Annotated in this window: 23 protein-coding genes; 7 read left to right on the top strand and 16 right to left on the bottom strand. The window is 68.9% G+C overall.

Annotated features, from left to right (window positions below; translation table 11 throughout):
• The first annotated feature begins 83 nt into the window (after positions 1–83).
• Entirely contained in the window at positions 84–323 is a 240-nt protein-coding gene (locus CBM2588_RS07950) for a DUF2789 domain-containing protein (protein ID WP_115680064.1), read from the top strand.
• 13 nt (positions 324–336) lie between these two features.
• On the opposite strand, the gene CBM2588_RS07945 is transcribed toward CBM2588_RS07950, so the two are convergent.
• The 5 genes from CBM2588_RS07945 to CBM2588_RS07925 form a co-directional block, all read right to left on the bottom strand.
• On the bottom strand, positions 337–1,554 hold the full coding sequence (locus CBM2588_RS07945) for a cystathionine beta-lyase (RefSeq protein ID WP_115680063.1): 1,218 nt from the start codon (positions 1,552–1,554) through the stop codon (positions 337–339).
• Between the two features lie 164 nt (positions 1,555–1,718).
• A complete protein-coding gene (locus CBM2588_RS07940) occupies positions 1,719–2,342 on the bottom strand; it encodes a hypothetical protein (RefSeq protein ID WP_115680062.1) in 624 nt (207 codons plus the stop codon).
• Between the two features lie 8 nt (positions 2,343–2,350).
• Positions 2,351–3,535, bottom strand: coding sequence for a beta-ketothiolase BktB (gene bktB / locus CBM2588_RS07935; protein WP_115680061.1), 1,185 nt, complete (start codon positions 3,533–3,535; stop codon positions 2,351–2,353).
• 115 nt (positions 3,536–3,650) lie between these two features.
• Entirely contained in the window at positions 3,651–5,030 is a 1,380-nt protein-coding gene (rimO, locus tag CBM2588_RS07930; RefSeq protein ID WP_115680060.1) for a 30S ribosomal protein S12 methylthiotransferase RimO, read from the bottom strand.
• A 158-nt stretch (positions 5,031–5,188) separates the two neighbouring features.
• Positions 5,189–6,145, bottom strand: coding sequence for a tRNA dihydrouridine synthase (locus tag CBM2588_RS07925; RefSeq protein WP_115680059.1), 957 nt, complete (start codon positions 6,143–6,145; stop codon positions 5,189–5,191).
• Between the two features lie 219 nt (positions 6,146–6,364).
• Here CBM2588_RS07925 and CBM2588_RS07920 point away from each other — a divergent pair, with 219 nt between their 5' ends.
• On the top strand, positions 6,365–6,664 hold the full coding sequence (locus tag CBM2588_RS07920) for a type II toxin-antitoxin system RelE/ParE family toxin (RefSeq protein ID WP_115680058.1): 300 nt from the start codon (positions 6,365–6,367) through the stop codon (positions 6,662–6,664).
• Between the two features lie 3 nt (positions 6,665–6,667).
• Complete coding sequence (locus CBM2588_RS07915) at positions 6,668–6,958, top strand: addiction module antidote protein (RefSeq protein ID WP_115680057.1); 291 nt, start codon at positions 6,668–6,670, stop codon at positions 6,956–6,958.
• A 54-nt stretch (positions 6,959–7,012) separates the two neighbouring features.
• Here CBM2588_RS07915 and phaR read toward each other — a convergent pair whose 3' ends face one another.
• The 4 genes from phaR to phaC form a co-directional block, all read right to left on the bottom strand.
• Positions 7,013–7,564 carry a polyhydroxyalkanoate synthesis repressor PhaR gene (gene phaR, locus CBM2588_RS07910; protein ID WP_018004481.1) on the bottom strand — a complete coding sequence of 184 codons (552 nt, stop codon included), beginning with the start codon at positions 7,562–7,564 and terminating at the stop codon, positions 7,013–7,015.
• A gap of 420 nt (positions 7,565–7,984) precedes the next feature.
• A complete protein-coding gene (locus CBM2588_RS07905) occupies positions 7,985–8,725 on the bottom strand; it encodes a 3-ketoacyl-ACP reductase (protein WP_115680056.1) in 741 nt (246 codons plus the stop codon).
• Between the two features lie 71 nt (positions 8,726–8,796).
• Positions 8,797–9,978 (bottom strand): acetyl-CoA C-acetyltransferase, encoded by a 1,182-nt coding sequence (locus CBM2588_RS07900; protein ID WP_115680055.1) that lies wholly within the window; start codon positions 9,976–9,978, stop codon positions 8,797–8,799.
• A gap of 78 nt (positions 9,979–10,056) precedes the next feature.
• Positions 10,057–11,838: a class I poly(R)-hydroxyalkanoic acid synthase gene (gene phaC, locus CBM2588_RS07895; RefSeq protein ID WP_115680054.1), complete on the bottom strand. Its 1,782-nt coding sequence runs from the start codon at positions 11,836–11,838 to the stop codon at positions 10,057–10,059.
• Between the two features lie 446 nt (positions 11,839–12,284).
• On the opposite strand from phaC, the gene CBM2588_RS07890 reads away from it, so the two are divergent.
• A complete protein-coding gene (locus CBM2588_RS07890) occupies positions 12,285–12,512 on the top strand; it encodes a hypothetical protein (protein ID WP_115680053.1) in 228 nt (75 codons plus the stop codon).
• Between the two features lie 13 nt (positions 12,513–12,525).
• On the opposite strand, the gene pgeF is transcribed toward CBM2588_RS07890, so the two are convergent.
• Together pgeF and CBM2588_RS07880 are read right to left on the bottom strand one after the other, a co-directional pair.
• Positions 12,526–13,329 carry a peptidoglycan editing factor PgeF gene (gene pgeF / locus CBM2588_RS07885; RefSeq protein WP_115680052.1) on the bottom strand — a complete coding sequence of 268 codons (804 nt, stop codon included), beginning with the start codon at positions 13,327–13,329 and terminating at the stop codon, positions 12,526–12,528.
• Positions 13,313–14,569 carry an RluA family pseudouridine synthase gene (locus CBM2588_RS07880; RefSeq protein WP_115680051.1) on the bottom strand — a complete coding sequence of 419 codons (1,257 nt, stop codon included), beginning with the start codon at positions 14,567–14,569 and terminating at the stop codon, positions 13,313–13,315. Before CBM2588_RS07880 ends, pgeF begins: the two co-directional genes overlap by 17 nt.
• A 17-nt stretch (positions 14,570–14,586) precedes the next feature.
• On the opposite strand from CBM2588_RS07880, the gene CBM2588_RS07875 reads away from it, so the two are divergent.
• Complete coding sequence (locus tag CBM2588_RS07875) at positions 14,587–15,417, top strand: outer membrane protein assembly factor BamD (RefSeq protein ID WP_115680050.1); 831 nt, start codon at positions 14,587–14,589, stop codon at positions 15,415–15,417.
• A 95-nt stretch (positions 15,418–15,512) separates the two neighbouring features.
• Here the strand turns inward: CBM2588_RS07875 and CBM2588_RS07870 are convergent, their stop codons facing one another.
• From CBM2588_RS07870 to CBM2588_RS07860, 3 genes are all read right to left on the bottom strand, one after another.
• The gene (locus tag CBM2588_RS07870; RefSeq protein ID WP_115680049.1) at positions 15,513–17,711 is read right to left on the bottom strand and encodes an ATP-dependent DNA helicase; all 2,199 of its coding nucleotides are present in this window, start codon (positions 17,709–17,711) and stop codon (positions 15,513–15,515) included.
• Between the two features lie 77 nt (positions 17,712–17,788).
• Complete coding sequence (locus CBM2588_RS07865; RefSeq protein WP_115680048.1) at positions 17,789–17,992, bottom strand: DUF465 domain-containing protein; 204 nt, start codon at positions 17,990–17,992, stop codon at positions 17,789–17,791.
• Positions 17,993–18,024: 32 nt separating this feature from the next.
• Positions 18,025–18,807: a hypothetical protein gene (locus CBM2588_RS07860; RefSeq protein ID WP_115680047.1), complete on the bottom strand. Its 783-nt coding sequence runs from the start codon at positions 18,805–18,807 to the stop codon at positions 18,025–18,027.
• Positions 18,808–18,973: 166 nt separating this feature from the next.
• Between CBM2588_RS07860 and CBM2588_RS07855 the strand changes: the two genes are divergently transcribed.
• Positions 18,974–21,331: a Tex family protein gene (locus CBM2588_RS07855; RefSeq protein ID WP_115680046.1), complete on the top strand. Its 2,358-nt coding sequence runs from the start codon at positions 18,974–18,976 to the stop codon at positions 21,329–21,331.
• Between the two features lie 57 nt (positions 21,332–21,388).
• On the opposite strand, the gene CBM2588_RS07850 is transcribed toward CBM2588_RS07855, so the two are convergent.
• Entirely contained in the window at positions 21,389–22,753 is a 1,365-nt protein-coding gene (locus CBM2588_RS07850) for an ATP-binding protein (protein ID WP_115680045.1), read from the bottom strand.
• Positions 22,750–23,421 (bottom strand): response regulator, encoded by a 672-nt coding sequence (locus CBM2588_RS07845; protein WP_115680044.1) that lies wholly within the window; start codon positions 23,419–23,421, stop codon positions 22,750–22,752. Before CBM2588_RS07845 ends, CBM2588_RS07850 begins: the two co-directional genes overlap by 4 nt.
• Before the next feature lie 227 nt (positions 23,422–23,648).
• Between CBM2588_RS07845 and CBM2588_RS07840 the strand changes: the two genes are divergently transcribed.
• The gene (locus CBM2588_RS07840) at positions 23,649–25,466 is read left to right on the top strand and encodes a glycosyltransferase family 39 protein (RefSeq protein ID WP_115680043.1); all 1,818 of its coding nucleotides are present in this window, start codon (positions 23,649–23,651) and stop codon (positions 25,464–25,466) included.
• The last annotated feature ends 3 nt before the right edge of the window (positions 25,467–25,469 follow it).

Here is a 25,469-nt window from a genome sequence, read left to right as displayed (position 1 = left end):
AAAAACGGACGCCGCGGCGTCCGTTTTTTGTTGTCGGGACTGCCCTACACTACCTGAGTTCAACCACCGCGAGCCCAACCATCATGGAACCGACCTTCCACCAGTTTTCAGAACTGTTCGACCAGCTTGGCCTGGCGTCCGACGAAGCCAGCATCCGCAACTTCATCGGCAAGCATGCGCCGCTGCCCGAGACCCTCGACCTGGCCGAAGCCCCGTTCTGGACGCCCGCCCAGGCCGCCCTGCTGCGCGACGAGCTGCTCGACGACGCCGACTGGGCCGAAGTCGTCGACCAGCTCAACCTGGCGCTGAGGCAGCCAGCCTGACGTTGCCGCCCGCTCAGGCGGACAGCGTGCCCTCGATCGCCTGGCGCAGATCGGCGATCAGGTCGCGCGTGTCTTCCAGGCCGATATAGAGCCGCACCAGCTCGCCGGTATCGTCCCAGCCCGCCGGCGGCCAGGTGCCGGCCGGGCGCATGCCCTGCACGTGGTACGGCACCGCCAGGCTGTGCGCGCCGCCCCACGACCAGCCGATGGCAAACAGCTGCAGGGCTTCGACGAAGGCATCGACCTGCTGGCGCGTATGGCGCTCGCGCAGCACGATGGCAAACAGCCCGCTGGCGCCGGTGAATTCGCGGCGCCAGTTGGCATGGCCGGGACAGTCCGGCAGCGCGGGATGCAGCACGCGGGCCACCTCCGGCCGCTGGCGCAGCCATTCGGCCACCTCGCGGGCGGCGCGGTCGTGCGCGGCCAGGCGCACCGGCAGGCTCGGCAGCGCGCGCAGCACCAGATGGCAGTCATCGGCGGACACGCCCCAGCCCATCAGCATGCGGGCGCGCTTGAGCCGGCCGTGCAGGCCATCGTCGCAGGTCAGCACCGCGCCCATCAGCACGTCGCTGCCGCCCGACTGGTACTTGGTCAGCGCCTGCACCGAGATATCGATGCCCAGTTCGAACGGGCGGAAGTAGACGCCGGCCGACCAGGTATTGTCGATCGCGGTCAGCACGCCGCGCGCGCGCGCCGCGGCGACGATGGCGCCGCAGTCGGGCACTTCCATCGTCACCGAGCCGGGCGACTCCATCCAGATCAGGCGCGTGTTGGGCTGGATCAGCGCGGGCAGCGCGGCGGCGTCCATGGGATCGTAGTAGCGCACGGTCACGCCGAAGTCGCGCGCCAGCCACTCGCCATGGTCGCGGTTGGGGCCGTAGACGTTATGCGGCACCAGCACGTCGTCGCCGCTCTTGAGCAGCGCGAAATACACCAGCGAGATCGCCGCCAGGCCCGACGGCTGCAGCAGCGTGTGGCGCGCGCCCTCGAGCAGCGCCAGGTGCTGGCACAGCGCCTCGCTGGTCGGCGTGGCATGCAGGCCGTAGCGCCAGTAGGTGGTGGCGCCGTCGCCATGCGCGCGCAGTTCGGCGAGGTTGCGGAACACCACGGTCGAGCCGCGGTGCGTGGCCGGGGAGAACGAGGCAAAGCCGGGGGCGATGTCCAGCTCGGGCTGGACCGCGACGGTCTGCAGGTAATGGGATGCGGGCTTGTCGGATGGGGAATCGGACACGGCGGTTTCCTTGCTGGCTGCCGGGCGGCCGCGTCACTCGGCCAATGGGGCGGAGTGCTTTAGAGTGCGGCACGGTCAGGCATGAGACGCGATGAGCCTCCGAGCTTACCAGCAAATGCCGCCCGCGCCACCGGGAGGCTTCAGCGCGTGGCGCCGGAAAAGGCCTACCAGCCGGAAATCGACGACTTCGGTGGCGGCGGCGCGTAGGTGACGCCGCTGTTGGGCCTCATGTCGAACGGGGGAATCACCAGCATGCCGAGCGGGCGGATAAAGAACGGCAGCACGATGGCCGGGTTGAAGGCATCGGTCCAGGTGCCGCGCACGGCGCCGCTGGCGTCGATGGTGCCTTCCCAGTTGCCCGACACCCTGGTGCCGTCGTCGGACTCCTCCATCAGGAAGGCGCCGTCTTCCCACTCGCCGGCCAGCAGCCGCACGCCGGCGCCGCGGCCGCTGTATTCGCCGCGCACGCTGTCGCGTTCGTCGGGCTTGGGGCCCAGGCGCAGGCGCACCGGCTGGTCGCCGACCTTGCCGACATAGACCGGCAGCGACGCGTATTCCGGCCGCGGTGCCAGCGGCCGGGCGGCGCCGGTCGACAGCGCCGCGCCGCGGCGGGCCTCGCCGTCGCGGATGGCCTGGTTCAGGCCCAGCGCTTCACCGCCAGCGGTGGCGCCGCTCACCGGGCCGGTCGACAGCTCGGTGGCCGGCGCCGCCTGCGCCGCGCCCGCCAGGGCGAGCACGGCGGCGGCGCCAAGGGTCGTGCAAAGGTCGGTCAGCCGGGCCACGCGCAAGGCAATCCTCAGATCCGTTCGAAGATGGCGGCAATGCCCTGCCCGCCGCCGATGCACATCGTCACCAGCGCGTAGCGGCCTTGCACGCGGTTCAGCTCATGCAGCGCCTTGACCGTGATCAGCGCGCCGGTGGCGCCGATCGGGTGGCCCAGCGAGATGCCCGAGCCATTCGGGTTGACCTTGGCCGGGTCCAGGCCAAGCGCCTTGCTGACCGCACAGGCCTGCGCGGCAAAGGCCTCGTTGGCTTCGATCACGTCCAGGTCCGACACCTGCAGGCCGGCACGCTCCAGCGCGATCCTGGTCGCCGGCACCGGGCCGATGCCCATGGTCCTGGGGTCGACGCCGGCATGGCCGTAGGACACCAGGCGCGCCAGCGGCTTCAGGCCGCGGCGCTCGGCCTCGGCGCGCTCCATCATCACCACCGCGGCGGCGGCGTCGTTCAGGCCCGAGGCATTGCCGGCGGTGACGGTGCCGTTTTCCTTGACGAAGACCGGCTTGAGCTTGGTCATGTCGTCCATGGTGGCGTCATGGCGCACATGCTCGTCGGTGTCGAAGCTGACCTCGCCCTTGCGGCCCTTGGTCACCACCGGGACGATCTGGTCCTTGAAGTAGCCGGCCTTGATCGCGGCGGAGGCGCGGCGGTGCGATTCCAGCGCGGCTTCGTCCTGCTGCGCGCGCGAGATCTCGTATTCCTTGGCGACGTTTTCGGCGGTCACGCCCATGTGGATGCGGTGGAACGGGTCGTGCAGCGCGCCCAGCATCATGTCGACCAAGCCGGCATCGCCCATGCGCGCGCCCCAGCGTGCCGCCGGGGCCAGGTAGGGGGCGCGGCTCATGCTTTCGGCACCGCCGCCGATGGCGACGTCGGCATCGCCCAGCAGGATGGTCTGCGCGGCGCTGACGATGGCCTGCAGGCCCGAACCGCACAGGCGGTTGACGGTCAGCGCCGGGGCGTTGACCGACACGCCGCCGTTGACGGCGGCGACGCGGCCGAGGTACATGTCGCGCGGCTCAGTCTGGATCACGTTGCCGAACACCACATGGCCGACGTCGTCGCCCGATACCTGCGCGCGGGCCAGCGCCTCGCGCACCACCAGCGCGCCCAGCTCGGCCGGGGCCACGTCCTTCAGGCTGCCGCCAAAGGTTCCGATCGCGGTGCGGACACCGCTCACTACTACCACTTCACGCGTCATGACTGTCTCCATCCAGGTTATGTTGCACCGCACAGTATAGCCGCAGCGCAGCCAAAGCGAACGGTCGTACTTTTACCTAATGGCAGCCGTGCCGGCATCGTCTGCCGGGACTAGCTCAGACCTCGCCCCACAGGTCGTGGCCGTCGGCGCCGGTGATCTTCACATCGACGAACTCGCCGGCGCGGTAGCGTTGCGAAGTCCGTTGCGGCGGCGCGATATAGACCAGACCGTCGATTTCCGGCGCATCCGCCGACGAGCGGCCGATGCCGCCATCCTGGTTGACCTCGTCGACCAGCACGCGCAGGGTCTGGCCGACCTTGCGCTGCAGGCGACGGGCGGACACCGCCTCGGCCACTTCCATGAAGCGGGCGCGGCGTTCCTCGCGCACTTCGTCGGGCAGCGCGCCCGGCAGGTCGTTGGCCGTGGCGCCTTCCACCGGCGAATACGCGAAGCAGCCGACGCGGTCCAGTTCGGCCTCGGCAATGAAATCCAGCAAGGTCTGGAACTCGGCCTCGGTCTCGCCCGGGAAGCCGGCGATAAAGGTGCTGCGGATGGTCAGTTCCGGACAGATCTCGCGCCAGGCGCGGATGCGGTCCATGGTCTTCTCGGCGTTGGCCGGGCGCTTCATGCGCTTGAGCACGTCCGGATGAGCATGCTGCAGCGGCACGTCGAGGTACGGAAGCACGTGGCCATTGTTCATCAGCGGGATGATCTCGTCGACGTGCGGGTATGGGTACACATAGTGCAGGCGCACCCAGGCGCCGTACTGCGCCGCCAGTTCGCCCAGCGCCGCCACCAGTTCGGTCATGCGGCTCTTGAGCGGACGGCCGTTCCAGAAACCGGTCCGGTACTTGACGTCGACGCCGTAGGCGCTGGTGTCCTGCGAGATCACCAGCAGTTCCTTGACCCCGGCCTTGAACAGGTTCTCGGCCTCCAGCATGACCTCGGCCACCGGGCGCGAGACCAGGTCGCCGCGCATCGACGGGATGATGCAGAACGAGCAGCGGTGGTTGCAGCCCTCGGAGATCTTCAGGTAGGCGTAGTGCTTGGGCGTGAGCTTGATGCCCGCGGCCGGCACCAGGTCGGTGAACGGGTCGTGCGGCTTGGGCAGGTGCGTGTGCACCGCCTGCATCACCTCGCCCAGCGCGTGCGGGCCGGTCACGGCCAGCACCTTGGGATGCACCGACGACACGATGTCGTGGCCCGCCGCGTCCTTCTTCGCGCCCAGGCAGCCGGTGACGATGACCTTGCCATTCTCGGTCAGCGCTTCACCGATCGCGTCCAGGCTTTCCTGCACCGCTTCGTCGATAAAGCCGCAGGTGTTGACCACGACCAGGTCGGCGCCGTCATAGGTGCCGCTGATGGCGTAGCCCTCGGCGCGCAGCTGGGTGATGATCTGCTCCGAGTCGACCAGCGCTTTCGGGCAGCCAAGGGAAACGAATCCCACACGCGGACTATGGTCTTTCTGGTTCGTTGCTTCTGAGGGGTTTTTCACGTTGGAATCCGAATGTGGGGCAAGGCGCGGCGGCCGGACCGTCGATCACTGAGACAAGGCCGCCAGGCGCGAAACAGGCAATCGCGCATTTTAACCGTTTGCCGGAATTTGCCGGCGCCTGACGCACGACATGCTGCCGGGCCACGGTTACGGCGAAGTCACTCCGCGCGTTGCTGGGCTTGCAGGACCTGCGCGATCTGCAGCGAGTCCTGCATCCGCCGGATCGCCGCATGCAGTTCGCCCGCCTGCGGCCAGGTCCGCTTCAGGTAGCTGAGCCAGAGCTTGACGCGTCCATGCTCGTGGCACGAGGCAATGCGCGCATGCAGCTTGTTCAGGTACGTCGCGATCTGGCCCAGCACCAGCGGCCATTCCTCGGCGCACGGCGTGCTGGCCATCTGGCCGCGAATGCGCAGAGCCAGGAACGGGTCCGAGACCGCGCCGCGGCCGATCATGACGTCGTCGCAGCCGCTGACTTCGCGGCAGCGCGCCCAGTCCGCGACGGTCCAGACGTCGCCATTCGCTATCACGGGTATGTCGACGGCCGCCGCAATGCGTGCGATCCAGTCCCAGTGGGCCGGCGGCCGGTAGCCGTGGTCGCGCGTGCGGGCATGCACCACCAGCGAGGCCGCGCCGCCTTCGGCCAGCGCGGTGGCGCAATCGATGGCCAGCGCGGTATCCGACACGCCCAGCCGCATCTTGGCGGTCACGGGGATGTTGGCCGGCACCGCGGCGCGCACCGACGCGACGATCCGGTTAAGCAGCGGCGGATCGGCCAGCAGCATCGCCCCGCCGCCATGACGGTTGACCACCTTGGCGGGACAACCGAAGTTCAGGTCGATGCCGTGCGGCGACAGGGTCGCGGCATAGGCGGCATTGCGCGCCAGCCACTCGGGATCGCTGCCGAGCAGCTGGATCACCATCGGCGTGCCGCTGCGGGTATAGCCGCCGGACAGGATCTCGGGCGTGTCGCGCTCATAGACCCGCGCCGGCAGCAGCGATCCCGTCACCCGCACGAATTCCGACACGCAGCCGTCGTAACCGCCGGTATCTGTCAGCACATCGCGCAGCACATAGTCGGCAAGCCCTTCCATCGGGGCCAGGAACAGCCGGCTCATGGCAGGCACCGCGCCGCGGGCACCGGCGCCGGACAGGAAGATTGGAGAAGGTGGGACATGGGACGCCGCGCAAACAAGGCGAGTCCCAGACTGAGCCGCCGAAAGATGCGATACCGTGGCCCCGGATGGGGCAAAGCGCGCATTCTACCTGCTTTGGGATGGGGCGGTTTTTCGGGAATCGGTGATTCCACACCTGTAGCCTAAAGGCTACGGTGTGGTATGCTCAGCATCCGCACAACCCAAACGTTCGACCGCTGGTACTCCGCCTTGCGCGACAACGCCGCCAGGATTCGCATCCAGGTCCGAATCGACCGCATGCTGAACGGAAATCCAGGCGACGTGAAAGCCCGTGGCGGTGGCATCTTCGAAATGCGGGTGGATCATGGTCCCGGCTACCGCATCTATATTCAGCGACGCGGCGAAGTTCTTGTCGTTCTTCTCTGCGGCGGCAACAAGTCGACCCAGCGCGCTGTTATCGAACGGGCACGCCACCTCGCGGTGAATCTTGACCTGGAGTGAGCCATGAAAGAACCAACCCGCCCTTGGGACTCGGCCGCACAACTGCGCAACGAAAAAGAAATCGCCGCCTACCTGGACGCCTGCCTGGCCGAGGCCGGCGACGACGATCGCTTCATTGCTTACGCGCTCGGCGTGGTCGCACGCGCCCGCGGCATGACGCGGCTGGCCCGCGAAACCGGCCTGTCGCGCGAAAGCCTCTACCGTTCGCTGTCGGGCGAAGGCAATCCGGAATTCGGGACGATCTGGAAGGTGATGCGGGCGCTGGGGATTCGCCTGCGCGCAAGCGCCGGCTGAGCGCCGGCCCGGGTGCGGATGCGTGGCGGGCACCCGGCCCGCCGCCGCTTGTTGCTACTTCTTGTCCGGCTGGTTGAACGGGAACGTGCCGAACATGTTCTTGGCCTGGTTCTGCATCTGCTCCTGCATCTGCACGAACAGGTTCTTGCTCTGCTCGATGTAGTTGCTCATCATGCCCTGCATCATCGGGCCCTGCATGTTCATGAACTGCGACCACATGTCGGGGCTGAACGCTTCGCCGGAATACAAGCCCTTGGAGTTCTCGGCCAGCTTGTTCTGGATGTCGATGAAGGCCTGGATGTTCTTTTCCAGGTAGGTGCCCATCATGCCCTGCATGGCATGGCCGTAGAAGCGGATGATCTGCGACAGCATCGCGCTGGAGAACATCGGCACGCCGCCGGTCTCTTCTTCCAGGATGATCTGCAGCAGGATGCTGCGCGTCAGTTCGTCACCGGACTTGGCGTCGACGACCTTGAACTCCTCGGAATCCATCACCAGCTGTTTGACGTCGGCCAGGGTGATGTAGGTGCTGGTCTGGGTATCGTAGAGCCTGCGATTGGGATACTTTTTGATCAGTCGCTCTGCGCCTTTTTTGGTCGTGGCCATCGGTGCTCTGTCCTTGTGTCGTCGCTGATTGCGCGCTGCTGCACCGCATGGGGTGCAGTGCGCAAATCGGTACCGCCCGCGCCATCTGCTGTAGTCGTGTCGGCCGTGTTGCGGCTGTTCGCGCATGGCTGCGCGCCGCGGCCCGCCGTCTCGCCCCCGCGAGGGCGATGCTGCACGACTATGGTGCTGGCTGCGCCGCTGCCCTGATTCTATGCCCAACAAAGCACTAAGAAAAGCGACGAGGCTTAAGGAAAACCCGGTAGACCGGTGCGCCGCGAAGCCGATGCTGCACCCCCGGAAATGATTCGCGGGCCATGACGGCCCGCGAAACCGGCGGCCAAATACAAGCTCCGCCGCCTTGTGCGCCGCGCTGGCTGCACCGCAAAACGCGGTCGCCGGCGCGGCTGGCTGGGCGCCAGGTCAGCCCATGTGCAGGCCGCCGTTGAGCGAGAAGTCGGCGCCGGTCGAGAACCCGGACTCATCCGAGGACAGCCAGGCGCAGATCGAGGCGATCTCTTCGGGCTCGCCCAGGCGCTTCACCGGGATCGTGGCGACGATCTTGTCGAGCACGTCCTGGCGGATGGCCTTGACCATGTCGGTGGCGATATAGCCCGGCGACACCGTGTTCACCGTCACGCCCTTGGTCGCCACTTCCTGCGCCAGCGCCATGGTGAAGCCATGCAGGCCGGCCTTGGCGGTGGAGTAGTTGGTCTGGCCGAACTGGCCCTTCTGCCCGTTCACCGACGAGATATTGACGATGCGGCCCCAGCCGCGATCGGCCATGCCGTCGATCACCTGCTTGGTGACGTTGAACAGCGAGGTCAGGTTGGTGTCGATCACCGCATCCCAGTCGGCGCGGGTCATCTTGCGGAACACCACGTCGCGCGTGATGCCGGCATTGTTGATCAGCACATCGACTTCGCCGACCTCGGCCTTGACCTTGTCGAAGGCCGCCTTGGTCGAGTCCCAGTCCGCCACGTTGCCTTCGGAGGCGACGAAGTCGAAGCCCAGGGCCTTCTGCTGCTCCAGCCACTTTTCACGGCGCGGCGAGTTGGGGCCGCAGCCGGCCACCACGCGAAAGCCATCCCTGGCCAGCCGCTGGCAAATGGCGGTCCCGATACCACCCATGCCGCCGGTCACATACGCAATGCGCTGAGTCATGTCCACTCCTTGATTGGCTTTTCGTTATTTGCCGCCGGGCCGCGCCATGCGCGCGCCCGGCGCACCCCTTCTTAATTGCGCTCGACCGCCAGCGCCACGCCCATGCCGCCGCCGATGCACAGCGACGCCAGGCCCTTCCTGGCATCGCGGCGCTTCATTTCGTGCAGCAGCGTCACCAGGATACGGCAGCCAGACGCGCCGATCGGGTGGCCGATGGCAATGGCGCCGCCGTTGACGTTGACCTTGGAGGTGTCCCAGCCCATCTGCTGGTGCACCGCCAGCGCCTGCGCGGCGAAGGCCTCGTTGATTTCCATCAGGTCCAGGTCCTGCGGGGTCCAACCCGCGCGCGACAGCGCGCGCTTGGACGCCGGCACCGGGCCCATGCCCATCACCTTCGGGTCCACGCCGGCGTTGGCGTAGCTCTTGATGGTGGCGAGCGGGGTCAGGCCCAGTTCCTTGGCCTTGGCGGCCGACATCACCACCACGGCGGCGGCGCCGTCGTTCAGGCCCGAGGCGTTGGCCGCGGTCACCGAGCCGGCCTTGTCGAAGGCGGGCTTGAGGCCGGCCATGCTGTCGAGCGTGGCGCCGTGGCGCACGAACTCGTCGGTCTTGAACGCCACCGGGTCGCCCTTGCGCTGCGGGATCAGCACCGGCACGATCTCTTCGTCGAACTTGCCGGCCTTCTGCGCGGCTTCGGCCTTGTTCTGCGAGCCCACCGCGAATTCGTCCTGCGCTTCGCGCGTGATGCCGTATTCCTTGGCCACGTTCTCGGCGGTGATGCCCATGTGGTACTGGTTGTACACGTCCCACAGGCCGTCGACGATCATGGTGTCGACCAGCTTGGTGTCACCCATGCGGAAGCCGTCGCGCGAGCCCGGCAGCACGTGCGGCGCGGCGCTCATGTTTTCCTGGCCGCCGGCCACCACGATCTCGGCGTCGCCCGCCATGATCGCGTTGGCGGCCAGCATCACAGCCTTCAGGCCCGAGCCGCATACCTTGTTGATGGTCATGGCCGGCACCATCGCCGGCAGGCCGGCCTTGATCGAAGCCTGGCGCGCCGGGTTCTGGCCCGAGCCGGCGGTGAGCACCTGGCCCATGATCACTTCGCTGACCTGGTCCGGCTGGATGCCGGCACGCTCCAGCGCGGCCTTGATCACGATCGCACCCAGTTCCGGCGCCGGAATCTTCGCCAGCGAGCCGCCAAATTTGCCAACCGCGGTACGGGCCGCGGATACGATGACAACGTCAGTCATGGTGTAGTCCTCTCAATGGAAACAGGGACCCGCAGCCCGCCGGCGCGCGCGGGGCGCACGCCGGCGGACGCGCGGGCATCATGCCTTGGCCTTGACGTAGCGCCCAGGCGCGGGTTCGATCGCAGGGAAGCGCGCGTTGCCGTACTGCGCAGGCGCGGCGCGCTTGGCTCCGGCATGGCTGGCCAGCCATGCCGACCAGTCCGGCCACCAGCTGCCGGGATGCTCGGTGGCGCCGGCGAGCCATTGCTGCGGCGACGCCGGCAAGGCGTCATTGGTCCAGTGGCTGCGCTTTTTCTTTGCCGGCGGATTGATCACGCCGGCGATATGGCCGGAGGCGCCCAGCACGAAGCGCAGCTTGTTCTTCAGCAGCGCGGTCGAGGCATAGGCCGCGGTCCACGGCACGATATGGTCCTCGCGCGAGCCGTAGAGATAAGTCGGCACGTCGATGCTGCCCAGGTCCACCGGCGCATCGCATACGGTCAGCTTGCCGGGCACCTTCAACTCGTTCTGCAGGTAGGTGTGGCGCAGGTACCAGCAGTACCACGGCCCCGGCAGGTTGGTCGCGTCGCCGTTCCAGAACAGCAGGTCGAACGGCACCGGGGTATTGCCCTTCAGGTAGTTGTCGACCACGTAGTTCCACACCAAATCGTTCGGGCGCAGGAACGAGAAGGTGTTGGCCAGCTCCAGCCCGCGCAGCAGCGCGCACGGCGCGCCGGCACCGCCGCCCAGCGTGGCTTCGCGCAGCTGCACGTGGCCCTCGTCGACGAAGACGTCGAGGATGCCGGTGTCGGCAAAGTCCAGCAGCGTGGTCAGCAGCGTCAGGCTTGCGGCCGGATGCTCGCCGCGCGCGGCCAGCACCGCGAGCGCGGTTGAAATGATGGTGCCGCCGACGCAGAAGCCCAGCACGTTGATCTGGTCCTCGCCGCTGATGTCGCGCGCGACTTCGATGGCGCGGATGGCGGCGTGCTCGATGTAGTCGTCCCAGGTGCGCGACGCCATGCTGGCATCGGGATTGCGCCACGACACCAGGAATACCGTATGGCCCTGCTCCACCGTATGCCGCACCAGCGAGCTTTCCGGCTGCAGGTCAAGGATGTAGTACTTGTTGATGCAGGGCGGCACCATCAGCAGCGGGCGCGCATGGACCTTGGCGGTGAGCGGCTTGTACTGCAGCAGCTGGAAGTATTCGTTCTCGTAGACCACCGCGCCTTCGGTCACCGCAACATTGCGGCCCACCTCGAACGCGGTCTCGTCGGTCTGCGAGATCTTGCCCCGCGTCAGGTCCTCCATCATGTTGCGCACGCCGGCGCGCAGCGATTCACCGCCCGATTCGATCAGCAGGCGCTGCGCTTCGGGATTGGTGGCGAGGAAGTTGGCGGGCGACATCGCATCGACCCACTGCGAGATCGCGAAGCGGATGCGCTGGCGCGTCTTGGCATCGGCCTCGACCGCGTCGGCGAGTTCGGTCAGCGCGCGGGCGTTGAGCAGGTAGAAAGCGGCGGCGTAACGGTACGGCACATTGTTGCGCCACGCGTCGCCGGCAAAGCGGCGATCGTGCAGCGGCCCGGTGCCGTCGGGCTTGCCCTCGGCCAGCGCCTGCCACAGCGCGGCGAAGTCCTTCATGTAGCGCTGCTGGATGTCGGCCAGCTGGGCCGGCGCGATCTTGACGCCTGCCAGCGAATCGAGGCCCGGGATGCCGGCCATCATGCCGGATGCGGCCGCGTGGCCGTTGCCTTCAGTGCCCTGCCACTGGCGGGACCATTCCAGCCAGGTGGCTGGATCGAATGGCCCCGGCGTGAACTTGGGTGGTTGGGACTTGCCTTCCTGCGTGGAAGCTGCCGCACCTTTGCCGGTCGCCATGATCAGTTTTGTCTCTCTGCCGTCACTATTCGAACCGGCTCCGGGCATTGCCCTGGCCGGCACTATGCATGGGGAGATGCTATCCGATTGGATCCGGCTCCAGCCCTTCCCAAGCGGGAGGGTCAGCCGGCACATCTGCCCTGGAACTGGCCTGGAACCCAGGCTCGCACAAGCTGCGGCCAGGGCTTGCATCCATTCCGATAGCGGCTCCCTTTTATCCGGCGGGCGCGGCGCCTTGGTTGCCAGCGCCATGCGTTATGCTTGCCGGAAAAACCTGGGAATCGTCAGCGATTCCGAGACATTCGAGGCCATTGTTGCCTTGCAACGCGCGCGCTGTCAATGCGGAAATCCGCCCCGGCGCCGCGCGCTGCCCGACCTACCGGACGGTAATGCAGCACACGCACCTGCCGAGGCCATCGAGCATAGTCGAGAAGGATGAAATTCTGATGTACATCGTGGCCATTGGCTGGCTCTACGTGGCGCTGATGATGGCGATCACCGAGCACAACGTGGTGGCGGGGGTCGCCACCTTCCTGATGTATGGGGTCGCGCCGGTGGCGCTGGTGCTCTACATCCTGGGCACGCCCGGCCGGCGCCGGCGCAAGGCCGAGGCCGAACGCGCGCTGGAGCAAAGCGCCCCGGCGAGCGAGGCGGTGAAGCGCGCGGACGATTAAGGCAGCGCCGCGCTCAGTCGGCCAGCCAGACCAGGCTGGCCATGCGCCCGGTCACGCCGTCGCGCCGGTAGGAGTAGAAGCGTTCGGCATCGGCAACGGTGCAGGCAGCGCCGCCGTGGATGTCGACGCAGCCGGCGCGGGCCAGGCGCGTGCGCGCCAGGGCATAGATGTCGGCGAAGTACTTGCCCGGAGCGCCGGCGCGGAACGCCGCGGCCACCGCGGCCTGTTCGTCCGGGCGTGCCTGCGCGAGGAAGGCCTCGCGCACCTCGGCGCCGACCTCGAAGGCGTTGGGGCCGATCGCCGGACCCAGCCATGCCAGCCAGCGCGTGGCAGCGCCGCCGGCGGCCGCCTGCATCCGCGCCAGCGTGGCCTCGATCACGCCATGGCACAGGCCGCGCCAGCCCGCATGCGCGGCGCCCACCACCGTCCCCTGCGTATCGCACAGCAGCACCGGCAGGCAGTCGGCCGTCATCACGGCGCAGACGTGGCCCGGCGCCAGCGCCAGGCTCGCATCGGCCCGCGGCACGGGATCGCCCGGCGCGCCCACATGGTCGACGGTGGCGACCGCGCAGCCATGCACCTGTTCCAGCCATTGCGGCATCGACGGCAGGCACGCGGCCAGCCGCGCGCGGTTGCGCGCGACGTCGGCCGGATCGTCGCCGACGTGGGTGCCCAGGTTCAGGCCGCCGGGCATGCCGCCGGCGAGTCCGTACGGACCCTGGCTGACCCCGCCCTGGCGCGTGGTCGACAGCGCGCGCACGCGCGCCGGCGCCGGCCAGTCCGGCACCAGCCAGGCGGGATCAGGCGTCGCGCTCATCGCCGTCACCGTCGTCGTCATCGTCATCATCGCCGGCGTATTCCCAGTGGGCTTCGCCGCCTTCCCACACTTCGTCCCAGGCGTCGTCTTCGTCGTCGGCCTGCGCGCTTTCAAAGTCGAGCGCATCGATCAGTGCCTGCAGGTCCTCGGGCGGCTGCGCGGTCCACGACATGTGCTTGCCGGTGGCCGGATGCACCAGGCCGAGCTTGTACGCATGCAGCGCCTGGCGCTCGTACGGCACCGGCAGCGGCACGCGGATGGCGGGACGCTGGCCGCGCTGGGTGGCGCGGAAATAGACCGGGTCGCCCACCAGCGGATGGCCGATCGATTCGAAATGCACGCGGATCTGGTGGGTGCGGCCGGTCTCGAGCTTGCACATCACCATCGACACGAAACCCCGCCCCAGCGGCACCGTCGCCAGCGTGCGGAAATGCGTGCGCGACGGCTTGCCGCTGGCGGTCTGCACGATCGCCATGCGCGTGCGCTCGCGCGGGTCGCGGCCGATGGGCGCGTCGATGGTGCCCTCGTCATAGGTGCGGCCCCACACCAGCGCGATATAGGTGCGCTTGACCGTGCGCGCCTGCAGCTGCCGCACCAGGTCGGTCTGCGCGGTCAGCGTGCGCGCCACCACCATCAGCCCCGAGGTCTCCTTGTCGAGCCGGTGCACGATGCCCGCGCGCGGCAACGACGCGGCGCCCGGGTCGCGATGCAGCAGGCCATTGAGCACGGTGCCGCTCCAGTTGCCGGCGGCAGGATGCACCACCAGCCCGGCGGGCTTGTTGATCACCAGCAGGGTGTCGTCCTCGTAGACCACCTCGAGCGGCACGTCCTCGGGGGCGAACGCCGACGATTCCGGCGCGGCCTGCGGCCGGACCTCGATCCGGTTGCCCATCTGCACCGCGTCGCGCGGACGGCGCACCTGCCCGTCGACGCGCACCGCGCCGCTTTCGATCCATTGCTGCAGGCGGCTGCGCGAAAACTCGCTGAAGTGACGCGCCAGCAATTTGTCGAGACGCTCGCCATGCGAGGCGCTGTCCACCTCCAGCGACAGGGTCACGGCCGGGTCGGCCGCGACAGCCGGCGCGTCGGCGGCATCGTCGAATGCTTCCGCGCTGGCCTCGAAATCGGCCACCACCGCGGCGGCGCGCACCCGTTCGGGTGGCAGTCCTCCCACGCCATCTCCTGCTTGCGGGTTGGGCTGGGGGCTTGGGCTATAATGCTTGACGCTATTTTTCTTCATCCGGGATACGATTGCCCATGCAATTGCAGAGCATGAAACGCGCGCGCTGGCGCACGACAATTGGAGCGGTTCTGCTCGCAGGCGGCTGCGTCATGCTGTCGGCATGCGGCCTGCTAGCGGACCAGCCCGACGAGACCGCCGGCTGGTCGGCCAACAAATTATATTCGGAAGCCAAGGATGCCCTGGATGGCGGCGACTACACCCGCGCCGTCAAGCTGTATGAAAAGCTCGAGGGCCGCTATCCGTTCGGGCGCTATGCGCAGCAGGCGCAGATCGACACCGCCTACGCCAACTACAAGGACGGCGAGACCGCGGCCGCGCTGGCGGCGGTCGACCGCTTCATCCAGCTGCACCCGAACCATCCCACCATCGATTACGCCTACTACCTGAAGGGGCTGATCAACTTCAACGACAACCTCGGCTGGCTGGGCCGCTTCTCGGGGCAGGACCTGAGCGAGCGCGATCCCAAGGCCGCGCGCGCAGCCTACGATGCCTTCCATACGCTGATCACGCGCTACCCGGAAAGCAAGTACACGCCGGACGCCACGCTGCGCATGCAGTACATCGTCAACTCGCTGGCCCAGCATGAAGTGCACGCCGCGCGCTACTACTACCGGCGCGGCGCCTACCTGGCCGCGGTCAACCGCGCCCAGCAGTCGCTGAAGGACTACGACGGCGCACCGGCCAACGAAGAGGCGCTGTACATCATGATCCGCTCGTACGACGCGATGGGCATGAAGGACCTGCGCGACGACACCGCGCGCGTGATGGAGAAAAACTTCCCCGAGAGCGACTTCATCAAGTACGGCGCACGCCGCAAGGACAAGTCCTGGTGGGAAGTGTTCTGACGGGAAGTGATCTGATGCCGCCGCGCCGGCAGCGATAAAAAAACGGGACGTGTCGGATGACCGTCCCGTTTTTCTTTTGGCGCGCTCTGTCGTGGTCAGTCGGCGGCCGCATCCCCGGCGTCGGTTTCGTCCTGCTGCCCGGCGGGCGATCCGCGCAGCGACTCCAGGAAGCGCACCACCGTGGCCGCCTCGCGCGTGCGCGTGAACGGCGGCAGGCTCTGCCAGATCTGGCGCCCATAGGGCTTCTCGACCAGGCGCGTGTCGAAGATCGCCAGCACGCCGCGGTCCGATTCGGAACGGATCAGCCGCCCCGCCCCCTGCTTGAGCGTGATCACCGCATGCGGCAGCTGGTGCACGGCAAACGGGCTCAGGCCCTTCTTCTGCAGCACTTCCATGCGCGCGGCCAGCACCGGATCGTCGGGCGGCGCGAACGGCAGCTTGTCGATGATCACCAGGGACAGCGCCTCGCCGCGCACGTCCACGCCCTCCCAGAAGCTCTGGCTGCCGACCAGCACCGCATTGCCAAGCTCGCGGAAGCGGTCCAGCAGCTCGGTGCGGCTGGCCTGGCCCTGCACCAGCAGCGGCAGGTTCAGGCCGCGTTCGGCAAAGGCATCGTAGAGCAGGTCCGAGGCCCGCTGCACCGCGCGCAGCGTGGTGCACAGCAGGAAGGTGCGCCCGCCGGCGGCCTCGATCAGCGGCAGCGCGGCCTGCACCACTGCATCGGTGAACTGCGGCGACTGCGGCGCAGGCATGTCGCGCGGCACGTACAGCAGGCCCTGCTTCGCGTAGTCGAACGGGCTGGGCAACGTCAGCGAGCGCTCCTTGTCGAGCCCCAGCTGCGCGGCGTAGTGGGTGAAATTGCCCTTCACCGACAGCGTCGCCGAGGTAAAGACCCACGCGCGCGGCTGCCCCCCGCGCTGCCGCGTGAAGATCGGCGCGATCGACAGCGGCGTACGGTGCAGCTGCACAGTGTGCGAGAACACCTCGACCCAGCGCACGGTTTCCGGGCCGGCGGATGGCGCGGCCCCGCCCTGCTCCTGCCCCTGCTCCTCGCCGTCGGCTGGCTGCGGTGCCGGCGCGGCCGGGGCATCGGTGCGCCAGGCGGCCAGCTTGTTGGCCAGCTCGAGCGCGCGGCGGTGGCATTGCTGCAGCGATTCGGCGCGCTCGGCCTGGCTTTCGAGCATCTCGACGAAGTCGGACAGCGCCGCGTCGAGCGCATCGAGGGTCTCGTTGAAGGGTTCGGCGATGCGGCGGTCGGCCTCGATCTGGCCCAGCGCCAGGCGCGCGTTGTCCTTGCCGAAGGCCAGGCGCAGGTCGCGCGCGGCGCGTTCCAGCGGCGCGCCCAGCGCCACCCAGTCGACCGCATCGCGCGCATGCGACAGGCCCTCGGCCACGGTATCGCGCGCGATCTCCAGCAGCTGGCTGGTCGACAGCGTCTCGCCGAAGAACAGCGTGGCGGTCTCGGGCAGCTGGTGCGCTTCGTCGAAGATCACGGTGTTGGCCGCGGGCAGCAGCTCGGCCATGCCAGTGTCGCGCAGCACCACGTCGGCAAAGAACAGGTGGTGGTTGACCACCACCACGTCGGCCTGCTGCGCTTCCTTGCGCGCGCGCATCACGAAGCAGTCCTTGTAATGCGGGCATTCCGAGCCGAGGCAGTTGTCGCGCGTGGAGGTCACCATCTGCCACACGGGGGCGTTCTCCGGCACCGACGCCAGTTCCGCCTTGTCGCCGGTAGCGGTTTCCTTGATGAAGCGCCCGATCTCGCGCAGCCACGCCGCATCCTGGCGCGAGGCCAGGCGCCCGCCGGCCTGCGCGCGTTCCAGGTGGTAGTGGCAGACGTAGTTGGCCCGGCCCTTGAGCAGCGCCACCGAGACCGGCACGTTGAGCGCGTGGCGCACGGTCGGGATGTCGCGCAGGAACAGCTGGTCCTGCAGGTTCTTGGTGCCGGTGGACAGGATCACCTTGCCGCCCCACAGCATCGCGGGCACCAGGTAGGCGTAGGTCTTGCCGGTGCCGGTGCCGGCCTCGACGATCACGGAATCGTTCTGCGCGATCGCGCCGGCGACGGCCTCGGCCATCTTGTGCTGCGAGGCACGCGGCCGGTAGCCGGGAATGGCCTGGGCCAGCGTGCCGGTATCGGCAAAGATGGTGGCAAGCTCGGCGCCGCGGCGGGCAGCGGCATCGGCCTGCACGGCATGGGCAGGCGCCGCGGCCTCGCTGAGGTCGCTCGGGTCGCTCGGGTCGCTCGGGTCGCTATCCAGGGACAACTGGCGGGAATCGGGAAGATCGGACAAGGGTGGGGGAATGTTGTATGGGCTGCGGCATACCGGCAGCGATTGCCGGCCATCGCCGCGCCCGGGGGCGGCGGCGCTCAGGCCGGCACGTCGGGTTCGAGCTGCAGCTGCAGCAGCGTGATGGCGTCCTTCAGCTTGAGCCGGCGCTTCTTCAGCCGCCGCAACTGCAATTCGTCATGGACCGCATCGCCGGCCAGCCGGTCGATCAGGTAGTCGAGATCGCGGTGCTCGATCTGCAACTCCATGATGCGCCGCTCCAGGGTATTCAGGTTGCTGTCCATCTACGCCTCCGCTGCCATTGCCGTGCCGGGGCTCAGAAACCGAACGGGCGCGGCGCCGACGCCGCGCCCTGTTGCTGAGCCTTGGCGCGCCGCTCTTCCAGCGCCTTCTGGCGCTGCTCGAGGTCGCGCTGCTTGGCTTCGTATGCCTTCACGTTCTCCTCGCGCTGGCGGGCCTGTTCGGCACCCTTCTGCTGCGCCTCGCGCATGCGGGCATCGAAGTCGGACTGCTTCTTCTGATAGGCCTCGGCATTGGCGGCACGCTGCGGCGCCTCGGCCTGGCGCTGCGCGTCGCGCAGCTGCTGTTCCTGCTGCTTTTTGTCGTACGCCTCGCGGCTGGACTGCTCGCTGGCGGCGCGCCGCGGCTGGCTGGCCTCGAACTCGGCGCGGCGCAGGGCCTGCTCGCGGTCGCGCTCGGCGGCGCGGTGGGCACGCTCGGCCTCGCCCACTTCCAGCTCGCGCTTGCGCAGCACCTGCAGCTCCTCGCGCTGGATTTCCTTGGCGTTGTCGATGCAGCGGGTGACGAAGAACTTGCTGTAGCACTCGCGCTCGGCGGCGGCAAAGCGGTAGTTGGTCCAGGCGCGCGAATCGCCGATGGCCTTGCGCTCGGCGGCAAAATCGCGCGCGGCAGCGGGTGCGGCGCCGGGCGCCGAGGCCTGCGCCTGCGCCGCGCGCAGCGGCATCAGCGCGGCGCACGCCGCCACGGCCACGGCGGCCAGGGCGCCGCGGCGGATCAGGAAGACATCGGGCACGTTGGCGAAGGTTGGCATGGCCGGGAGGGTGGCCTTGGCGACGGCCGGGCGGGACTTGACGATCATGTCCGGATTCTAGCATCCGGGCCGGACCGCGGCCCGCCCCCGGGCGCCCGCGCACGTGCGCGCAACGCCGCCCGCCCGACCCGCGGCACGGGCCCCGCCGGAGGCCCGCGCGCTTGTGGCAAAATGCCCCGCTTTCGACTGACTGCGTCTCACGCTGCGTTCCAAGATGTCCAACCTGCCCGCATCCGTCTCGCAAAAGATCGTCGCGCTCATCGCGGCCGAACTGTCCGTGCAGCCCCGCCAGGTGGCCGCGGCCGTGGCGCTGCTCGATGAAGGCGCCACCGTCCCCTTCATCGCCCGCTACCGCAAGGAAGTGACCGGCAACCTCGACGACACGCAGCTGCGCAACCTGGAAGAGCGCCTGCTGTACCTGCGCGACATGGAAGACCGCCGCGCCGCGATCCTGGCGTCGATCGAGGAGCAAGGCAAGCTCACGCCCGAGCTGCAGGCCGCGATCGAAGCCGCGCAGACCAAGCAGGCGCTGGAAGACCTCTACCTGCCCTACAAGCCCAAGCGCCGCACCCGCGCCCAGATCGCGCGCGAATGCGGGCTGGAGCCGCTGGCGCTGGCCTTGCTGGCAGATCCCACGCTCGACCCGCAGGCCGAAGCGGCGAAGTACGTCAACGGCAACCCCACCGCCGACGGCGGCGTGCCCGACGTCAAGGCGGCGCTGGACGGCGCGCGCGACATCCTGTCGGAACAGTTCGGCGAGACCGCCGAACTGCTGGGCAAGCTGCGCGAGCACCTGTGGAACCACGGCGTGGTGGCCTCGTCGGTGATGGAAGGCAAGGAAACCGCGGAAGAAGAGAAATTCCGCGACTACTACAACTACAGCGAGACCCTGCGCACGGTGCCGTCGCATCGCGCGCTGGCGCTGTTCCGCGGCCGCAATGCCGGCGTGCTGATGGTCAAGCTGGGCCTGGGCGAAGAGCAGGACGCGCTGGTGCCGCACCCGTGCGAAGGCATGATTGCGCGCCATGTCGGCATCCAGCAGCTGGGCCGCCCCGCCGACAAGTGGCTGGGCGACGTGTGCCGCTGGTGCTGGCGCGTCAAGGTGCAGCCGCACCTGGAGACCGAGTTGCTGACGCAGCTGCGCGAAACCGCCGAGAGCGAGGCCATCAAGGTGTTCGGCCGCAACCTGCATGAGCTGCTGCTGGCGGCGCCGGCCGGTCCCAAGTCGGTGATGGGCATCGATCCGGGCATCCGCACCGGCTGCAAGGTGGCCGTGGTGGACAGCACCGGCAAGCTGCTGGAGACAGCCACCATCTATCCGCACGAGCCGCGCCGCGACTGGAACGGCTCGCTCGCCGCGCTGGCGCGCCTGGCCAAGCAGCACAACGTGGCGCTGGTCTCGATCGGCAACGGCACCGCCAGCCGCGAGACCGACAAGCTGGTGCAGGACCTGATGAAGCAGATGCCCGAGCTGAAGCTGACCAAGATCGTGGTCAGCGAAGCCGGCGCCTCGGTCTATTCGGCGTCGGAGCTGGCCGCCAAGGAATTCCCGGACCTGGACGTGTCGCTGCGCGGGGCGGTGTCGATCGCGCGCCGGCTGCAGGATCCGCTGGCCGAGCTGGTCAAGATCGATCCGAAGTCGATCGGCGTGGGCCAGTACCAGCACGACGTCAACCAGCGCGAGCTGGCGCGCGCGCTCGACGCGGTGGTCGAGGACTGCGTCAATGCCGTGGGGGTCGACGTCAACACCGCCTCGGCGCCGCTGCTGGCGCGCGTGTCGGGCCTGAATTCGGTGCTGGCGCGCAATATCGTCGAGTTCCGCGACGCCAACGGCGCCTTCGCCAACCGCAATGCGCTGAAGCAGGTGCCGCGCCTGGGCGACAAGACCTTCGAGCAGGCCGCGGGCTTCCTGCGCATCAACGACGGCGACAATCCGCTCGACCGCTCCTCGGTGCACCCGGAAGCGTACCCGGTGGTGCAGCGCATCCTGGACCACGTCAAGAAGTGCCTGCGCGACGTGATGGGCAACCGCGAGGCGCTGCGCGGCCTGGCGCCGGAGAAGTTCACCGACGAATCGTTCGGCCTGCCGACGGTGCGCGACATCCTGTCCGAGCTGGAAAAGCCCGGCCGCGACCCGCGTCCCGAGTTCAAGACCGCGACCTTCCAGGATGGCGTGGAGGACGTGAAGGACCTGCAGCCCGGCATGGTGCTCGAAGGCGTGGTCACCAACGTGGCCGCGTTCGGCGCGTTTGTCGATATCGGCGTGCACCAGGACGGCCTGGTCCATATCTCGGCGCTGTCGAACAAGTTCGTCAAGGACGCGCACGAAGTGGTCAAGGCCGGGCAGATCGTCAAGGTCAAGGTGATGGAGGTGGACGTCAAGCGCAATCGCATCGGCCTGTCGATGCGGCTCGACGACGAGCCCGGCCAGGCCGCGGCGCGCGCAGGGGGCGGCGACCGCAACGACCGTGGCGGCCAGCGCAATGGCGGCGGCAAGGGCTTCGGCGGCGGCCGTCGCGAGCCGGAGCCGGCCGGCGCCATGGCCGCCGCGTTCGCCAAGCTCAAGCGCTGAGCGCGCCTGCCCCGGCTACAACGCCCCGCACGGTTTGCCGTGCGGGGCGTTTTCGTTTCAGGCGCCGCGGGCGATGCGCACGGACAGGCCCCTGTCTGTACCGTCGCCACTGCCGGCCCGGTTGGCAAACGCCAGCTCCAGCCCATGCAGCCGTGCCACGCGTCGCGCGATGGAAATGCCCAGGCCGTGGCCCTGCTCGTGCTGCCCGGCGCCACCGCGGAAAAAGCGGTCACCGAGGCGCGCCAGCAACGCCGGCGCGACGCCGGGCCCCTGGTCGCGCACGGTGATGCTGTCGGGCCGGAAATCGACCAGCACCAGCGCGCCCGGCGGGCTGTAGCGGATCGCATTGTCGAGCAGGTTGCGCAGCAGCAGCGACAGCAGCGCGGGATCGCCCGCCACCGGCAACGCGGCCTGGTCCGGCGGCGGCCAGGCCAGCTCCACGTCGACCTGCTTCTGCTGCGCCAGCGCCAGGCAGTCGGACAGCGCCTGCTGTGCCACCGGCACCCAGTTGACCGGCTGGCGCGCCGGCAGCCCGGCGGCATCCTCGAGCCGGCTCAGCGTCAGCAGCTGCGACACCAGCCGGCCGATACGGTCGATGCCGGCGGCGACATTGGCCCGCGCCAGCGCGCGTTCGTCGCGGTCGGGCGAGCGCTCGGCGATTTCCCACTGCGCCTTGAGCGCCGCCAGCGGCGTGCGCATCTCGTGCGCGGCATCGGCGGTCAGGCGCCGCTCATGTTCGATCGAATCGGAAACGCGCGCCAGCAGCCGGTTCATCGCATGCACCAGCGGCACCAGTTCGCCGGGAACGGCAGCGAGGCTGAGCGGACGGCGATCGTCCGCGGCACGTGCCTCGATATCCGCGGACAGCGTGCGCACCGGCGCCATCGCGCGCCGCATGAAGCCGATCAGCAGGCCGATCAGCAGCGGCAGGCCCACCGCCCATGGCAGCACCTGCGCGGCAATGTAGGACAGGATCAGCTCATCGCGTTCGCCCAGCTGCTGGCCCACGCACACGCGCCAGCCGGTGTCGGGATCGTCGAGGTAATAGAGCCGCCAGCGCTGCTGATCCAGCGTGACGTCGGTAAAGCCCTTGACGCCTTCGGCGCGCGGCAGCTTGTCGCCGTCGGGATCGATATGCAGCGGCTTGCCGTCGGGCAGCCAGGCGGCGATGGCGAGGTCGCCCAGGCCGGCGTCGCCCAGGTCGCCTTCGTCGAGCCGCGGCACGCGCGCGCGCGACATGCCGGCGGCGATGTCGACCAGCGGCACCACCGACTGCATCTGCAGTGCCATGCGCACCATGTCGGTGTCATAGAGCTCGTTGATCTCGTGCCGCGCGCGCACATAGGTCATGCCCAGCGTCAACAGCCATACCACCGGCGCGGCCACCAGCACCGCCAGCACCAGCCTGCGCTGCAACGTCATGCGCAGTCCTCGGCCGCGCCCAGCGTGTAGCCGGCGCCGCGGAAGGTGCGCACGATCTTCGGATGGATCTTGCGGCGCAGGTGGTGGATATGGACTTCGAGCGCGTTGCTCTCGATGCCGCCCTGCCAGTCGTAGAGCTTGTCGCGCAGCACCTCGCGCGTCAGCAGCCGGTTGGGATGCGCCAGCAGCAGTTCCAGCAGCATGGCTTCGCGGCTGGTCAGTTCGACCGGCTTGCCCTGCCAGTACGCCTGGCGCGCGGCAGGGTGGAAGGCCAGCGCGCCGTGCTGCCACACCGGAGCCGACATGCCCGCCGCGCGGCGCGTGACCGCGCGCAGCCGCGCCGCCAGCTCGTCGAGCGCGACCGGCTTGACCAGGTAGTCGTCGGCACCGGCATCGAGCCCGCCGATGCGGCTGTCGACGGCGTCGCGCGCGGTCAGCACGATCACCGGGATGCGGCTGCCGCGCGCGCGCCAGCGCGCCAGCAGCGTCATGCCGTCGTCGCCCGGCAGGCCCAGGTCCAGCACCACGGCATCGTAGTGGGCCAGGCCGAGCGCATGGTCGGCATCGGTGCCGTTGCGGAACCAGTCGACCGCGTAGTCGAGCAGCTGCAGGCCGCGCCGCAGGCCGTCGCCCAGCATCGGGTCGTCTTCAACGATCAGGAGTTTCATGCTCTGGAGTGGCCCGGAGGTATCACGGCCCGGTGCGCGCGCCGCTTAATGTGCCATTAAGGTTGGCGGATTATGCTCCGCTCACCTTTCAATTGCCTTTGCCCCCGTACAACGCGGCGCGCCGCGCCGGCGTGGACATGGTGTCTGCGCCCGCACCGGCCCGGCCGCCCCCTGCCGCGTCCCCCGTGCCGCGCCACCCTGCTCCGTCGATGCCGTCCCGCTCCCGCATGCCGCACCGTCACGACCCCCTTGCCGCCGCACCCGGGCTGATCCCTGTCCGGGCCGCCATGCCCGGACGTGCCGCGCGCGCTGCCGCGATGCCAGTGGTGCCGATGCTGGTGGTGCTGGCCTTCGCGCTGCTGTGGTTCGGCACGCTCGGCATGCGCCACCTGCTGGGTCCCGACGAAGGCCGCTATGCCGAGATCGCGCGCGAGATGCTGCGCAGCGGCGACTGGGTCACGATCCGCTACGACGGCCTGAAGTACTTTGAAAAGCCGCCGTTCCACATGTGGATGACAGCGGTGTCGTATGCGCTGTTCGGCATCGGCGACTGGCAGGCGCGGCTGTGCGTGGCGCTGGCCGGGGCCGCGGGGCTTGGGGTATCGATGCTCGCGGCCGCGCGCTGGTTCGGCGCGCGCGCCGGGCTGATGGCCGGGCTGGTGCTGGCCAGTGCGCCGATGTGGAATATCGCGGCGCATTTCAACACGCTCGACATGACGCTGTCCGGCGCCATGGCCTGCGTGCTGGCCAGCCTGCTGCTGGCGCAGCATCCGGCGGCGACGCCAGCCGCGCGCTGCCGCTGGATGCTGGCGTGCTGGGTGGCCATGGGCGTGGCGGTGCTGACCAAGGGGCTGGTCGGCGTGGCGCTGCCGGGCCTGGTGCTGGTGCTCTACACCGCCGTGACGCGCGACCTGGCCCTGTGGCGACGCCTGCATGCGCCTACCGGGATCGCGCTGATGCTGCTGGTGGCGGTGCCGTGGTACTGGCTGGTAGCACGGCGCAATCCGGAATTCCTGCGCTTCTTCTTCATCCACGAGCACTGGCAGCGCTATACCTCGACGGCGCACGCGCGCACCGGCGCACCGTGGTACTTCGTGCCGCTGCTGGCCGGCGGCTTCCTGCCATGGCTGGGCCTGCTGCCAGGCATGGTGCGCGCGGTCACGCAGCGCGCCGGCGTGGCGCACACAGCCGGCAATCACCTGCCGTTCCAGCCCGCGCTGCTGGCGGCCCTGTGGGCGCTGGCCATCTTCGGCTTCTTCAGCCTGTCGGGTTCGAAGCTGCCGGGCTACATCGTGCCGATGTTCCCCGCGCTCGGCATCCTCGGCGGCGTGGCGCTGGCGCACGCCGGCGAGCGTGCCTGGACCCGGCAAGTGCGCGCCATGCTGGCCCTCGGTGCCATCGGCCTGCTGGCCAGCCCGGTGGTGGCCACCCTCGATGCCAACAACACGCCCAATGCGCTGTACCGCCACTACGCGATCTGGGCGGCGCTGGCTTGCGCGCTGGTGATGGCCAGTGCCGCCGCGGCCTTGTGGCTGCTTCGGCGCCACGGGCGCATGGCCAGCGTCACGGGCTATGCGTTCGGCATGCTGCTGGCGTTTTCGGTCGCGTTGCTCGGCCACGAAGCCATCGGCCGGGCCGCCTCCGGCATCGACCTGGTTGCGCCGATCGGGCGCGTGCTGCGGCCCGGCATGCCGCTGTACGGTGTCGGCATGCTCGATCACACGCTGCCGTTCTACCTGCGCCATCCGCTGACCATGGTGGCGCAGGCCGACGAGCTGGCCTTCGGCACCGCGCAGGAGCCGCAGAAATGGCTGCCGACCGTCGATGCCTTCGTCGACGCCTGGCAGCATGGCCCGCGCGCCGTCGCGCTGCTGTCGCCGGCAACATTTGCCGAACTGAGCGCGCGCGTGCCGATGCATGTCATCGCGCGCGACTGGCGCCGCGTTGCGGTGGCCAACTTTGCCCTGGCCGGCGAGCGCCAGACGCGCCGGCTGGTTTCCGGTTTCCCTGCCACTCCCCCTGCCACTCCCCCTGCCATTCCTTAACGC

The sequence above is a fragment of the Cupriavidus taiwanensis genome (assembly GCF_900250075.1).
GTDB lineage: Bacteria > Pseudomonadota > Gammaproteobacteria > Burkholderiales > Burkholderiaceae > Cupriavidus > Cupriavidus taiwanensis_C.
This window is presented reverse-complemented; position numbering and strand designations above follow the sequence as displayed.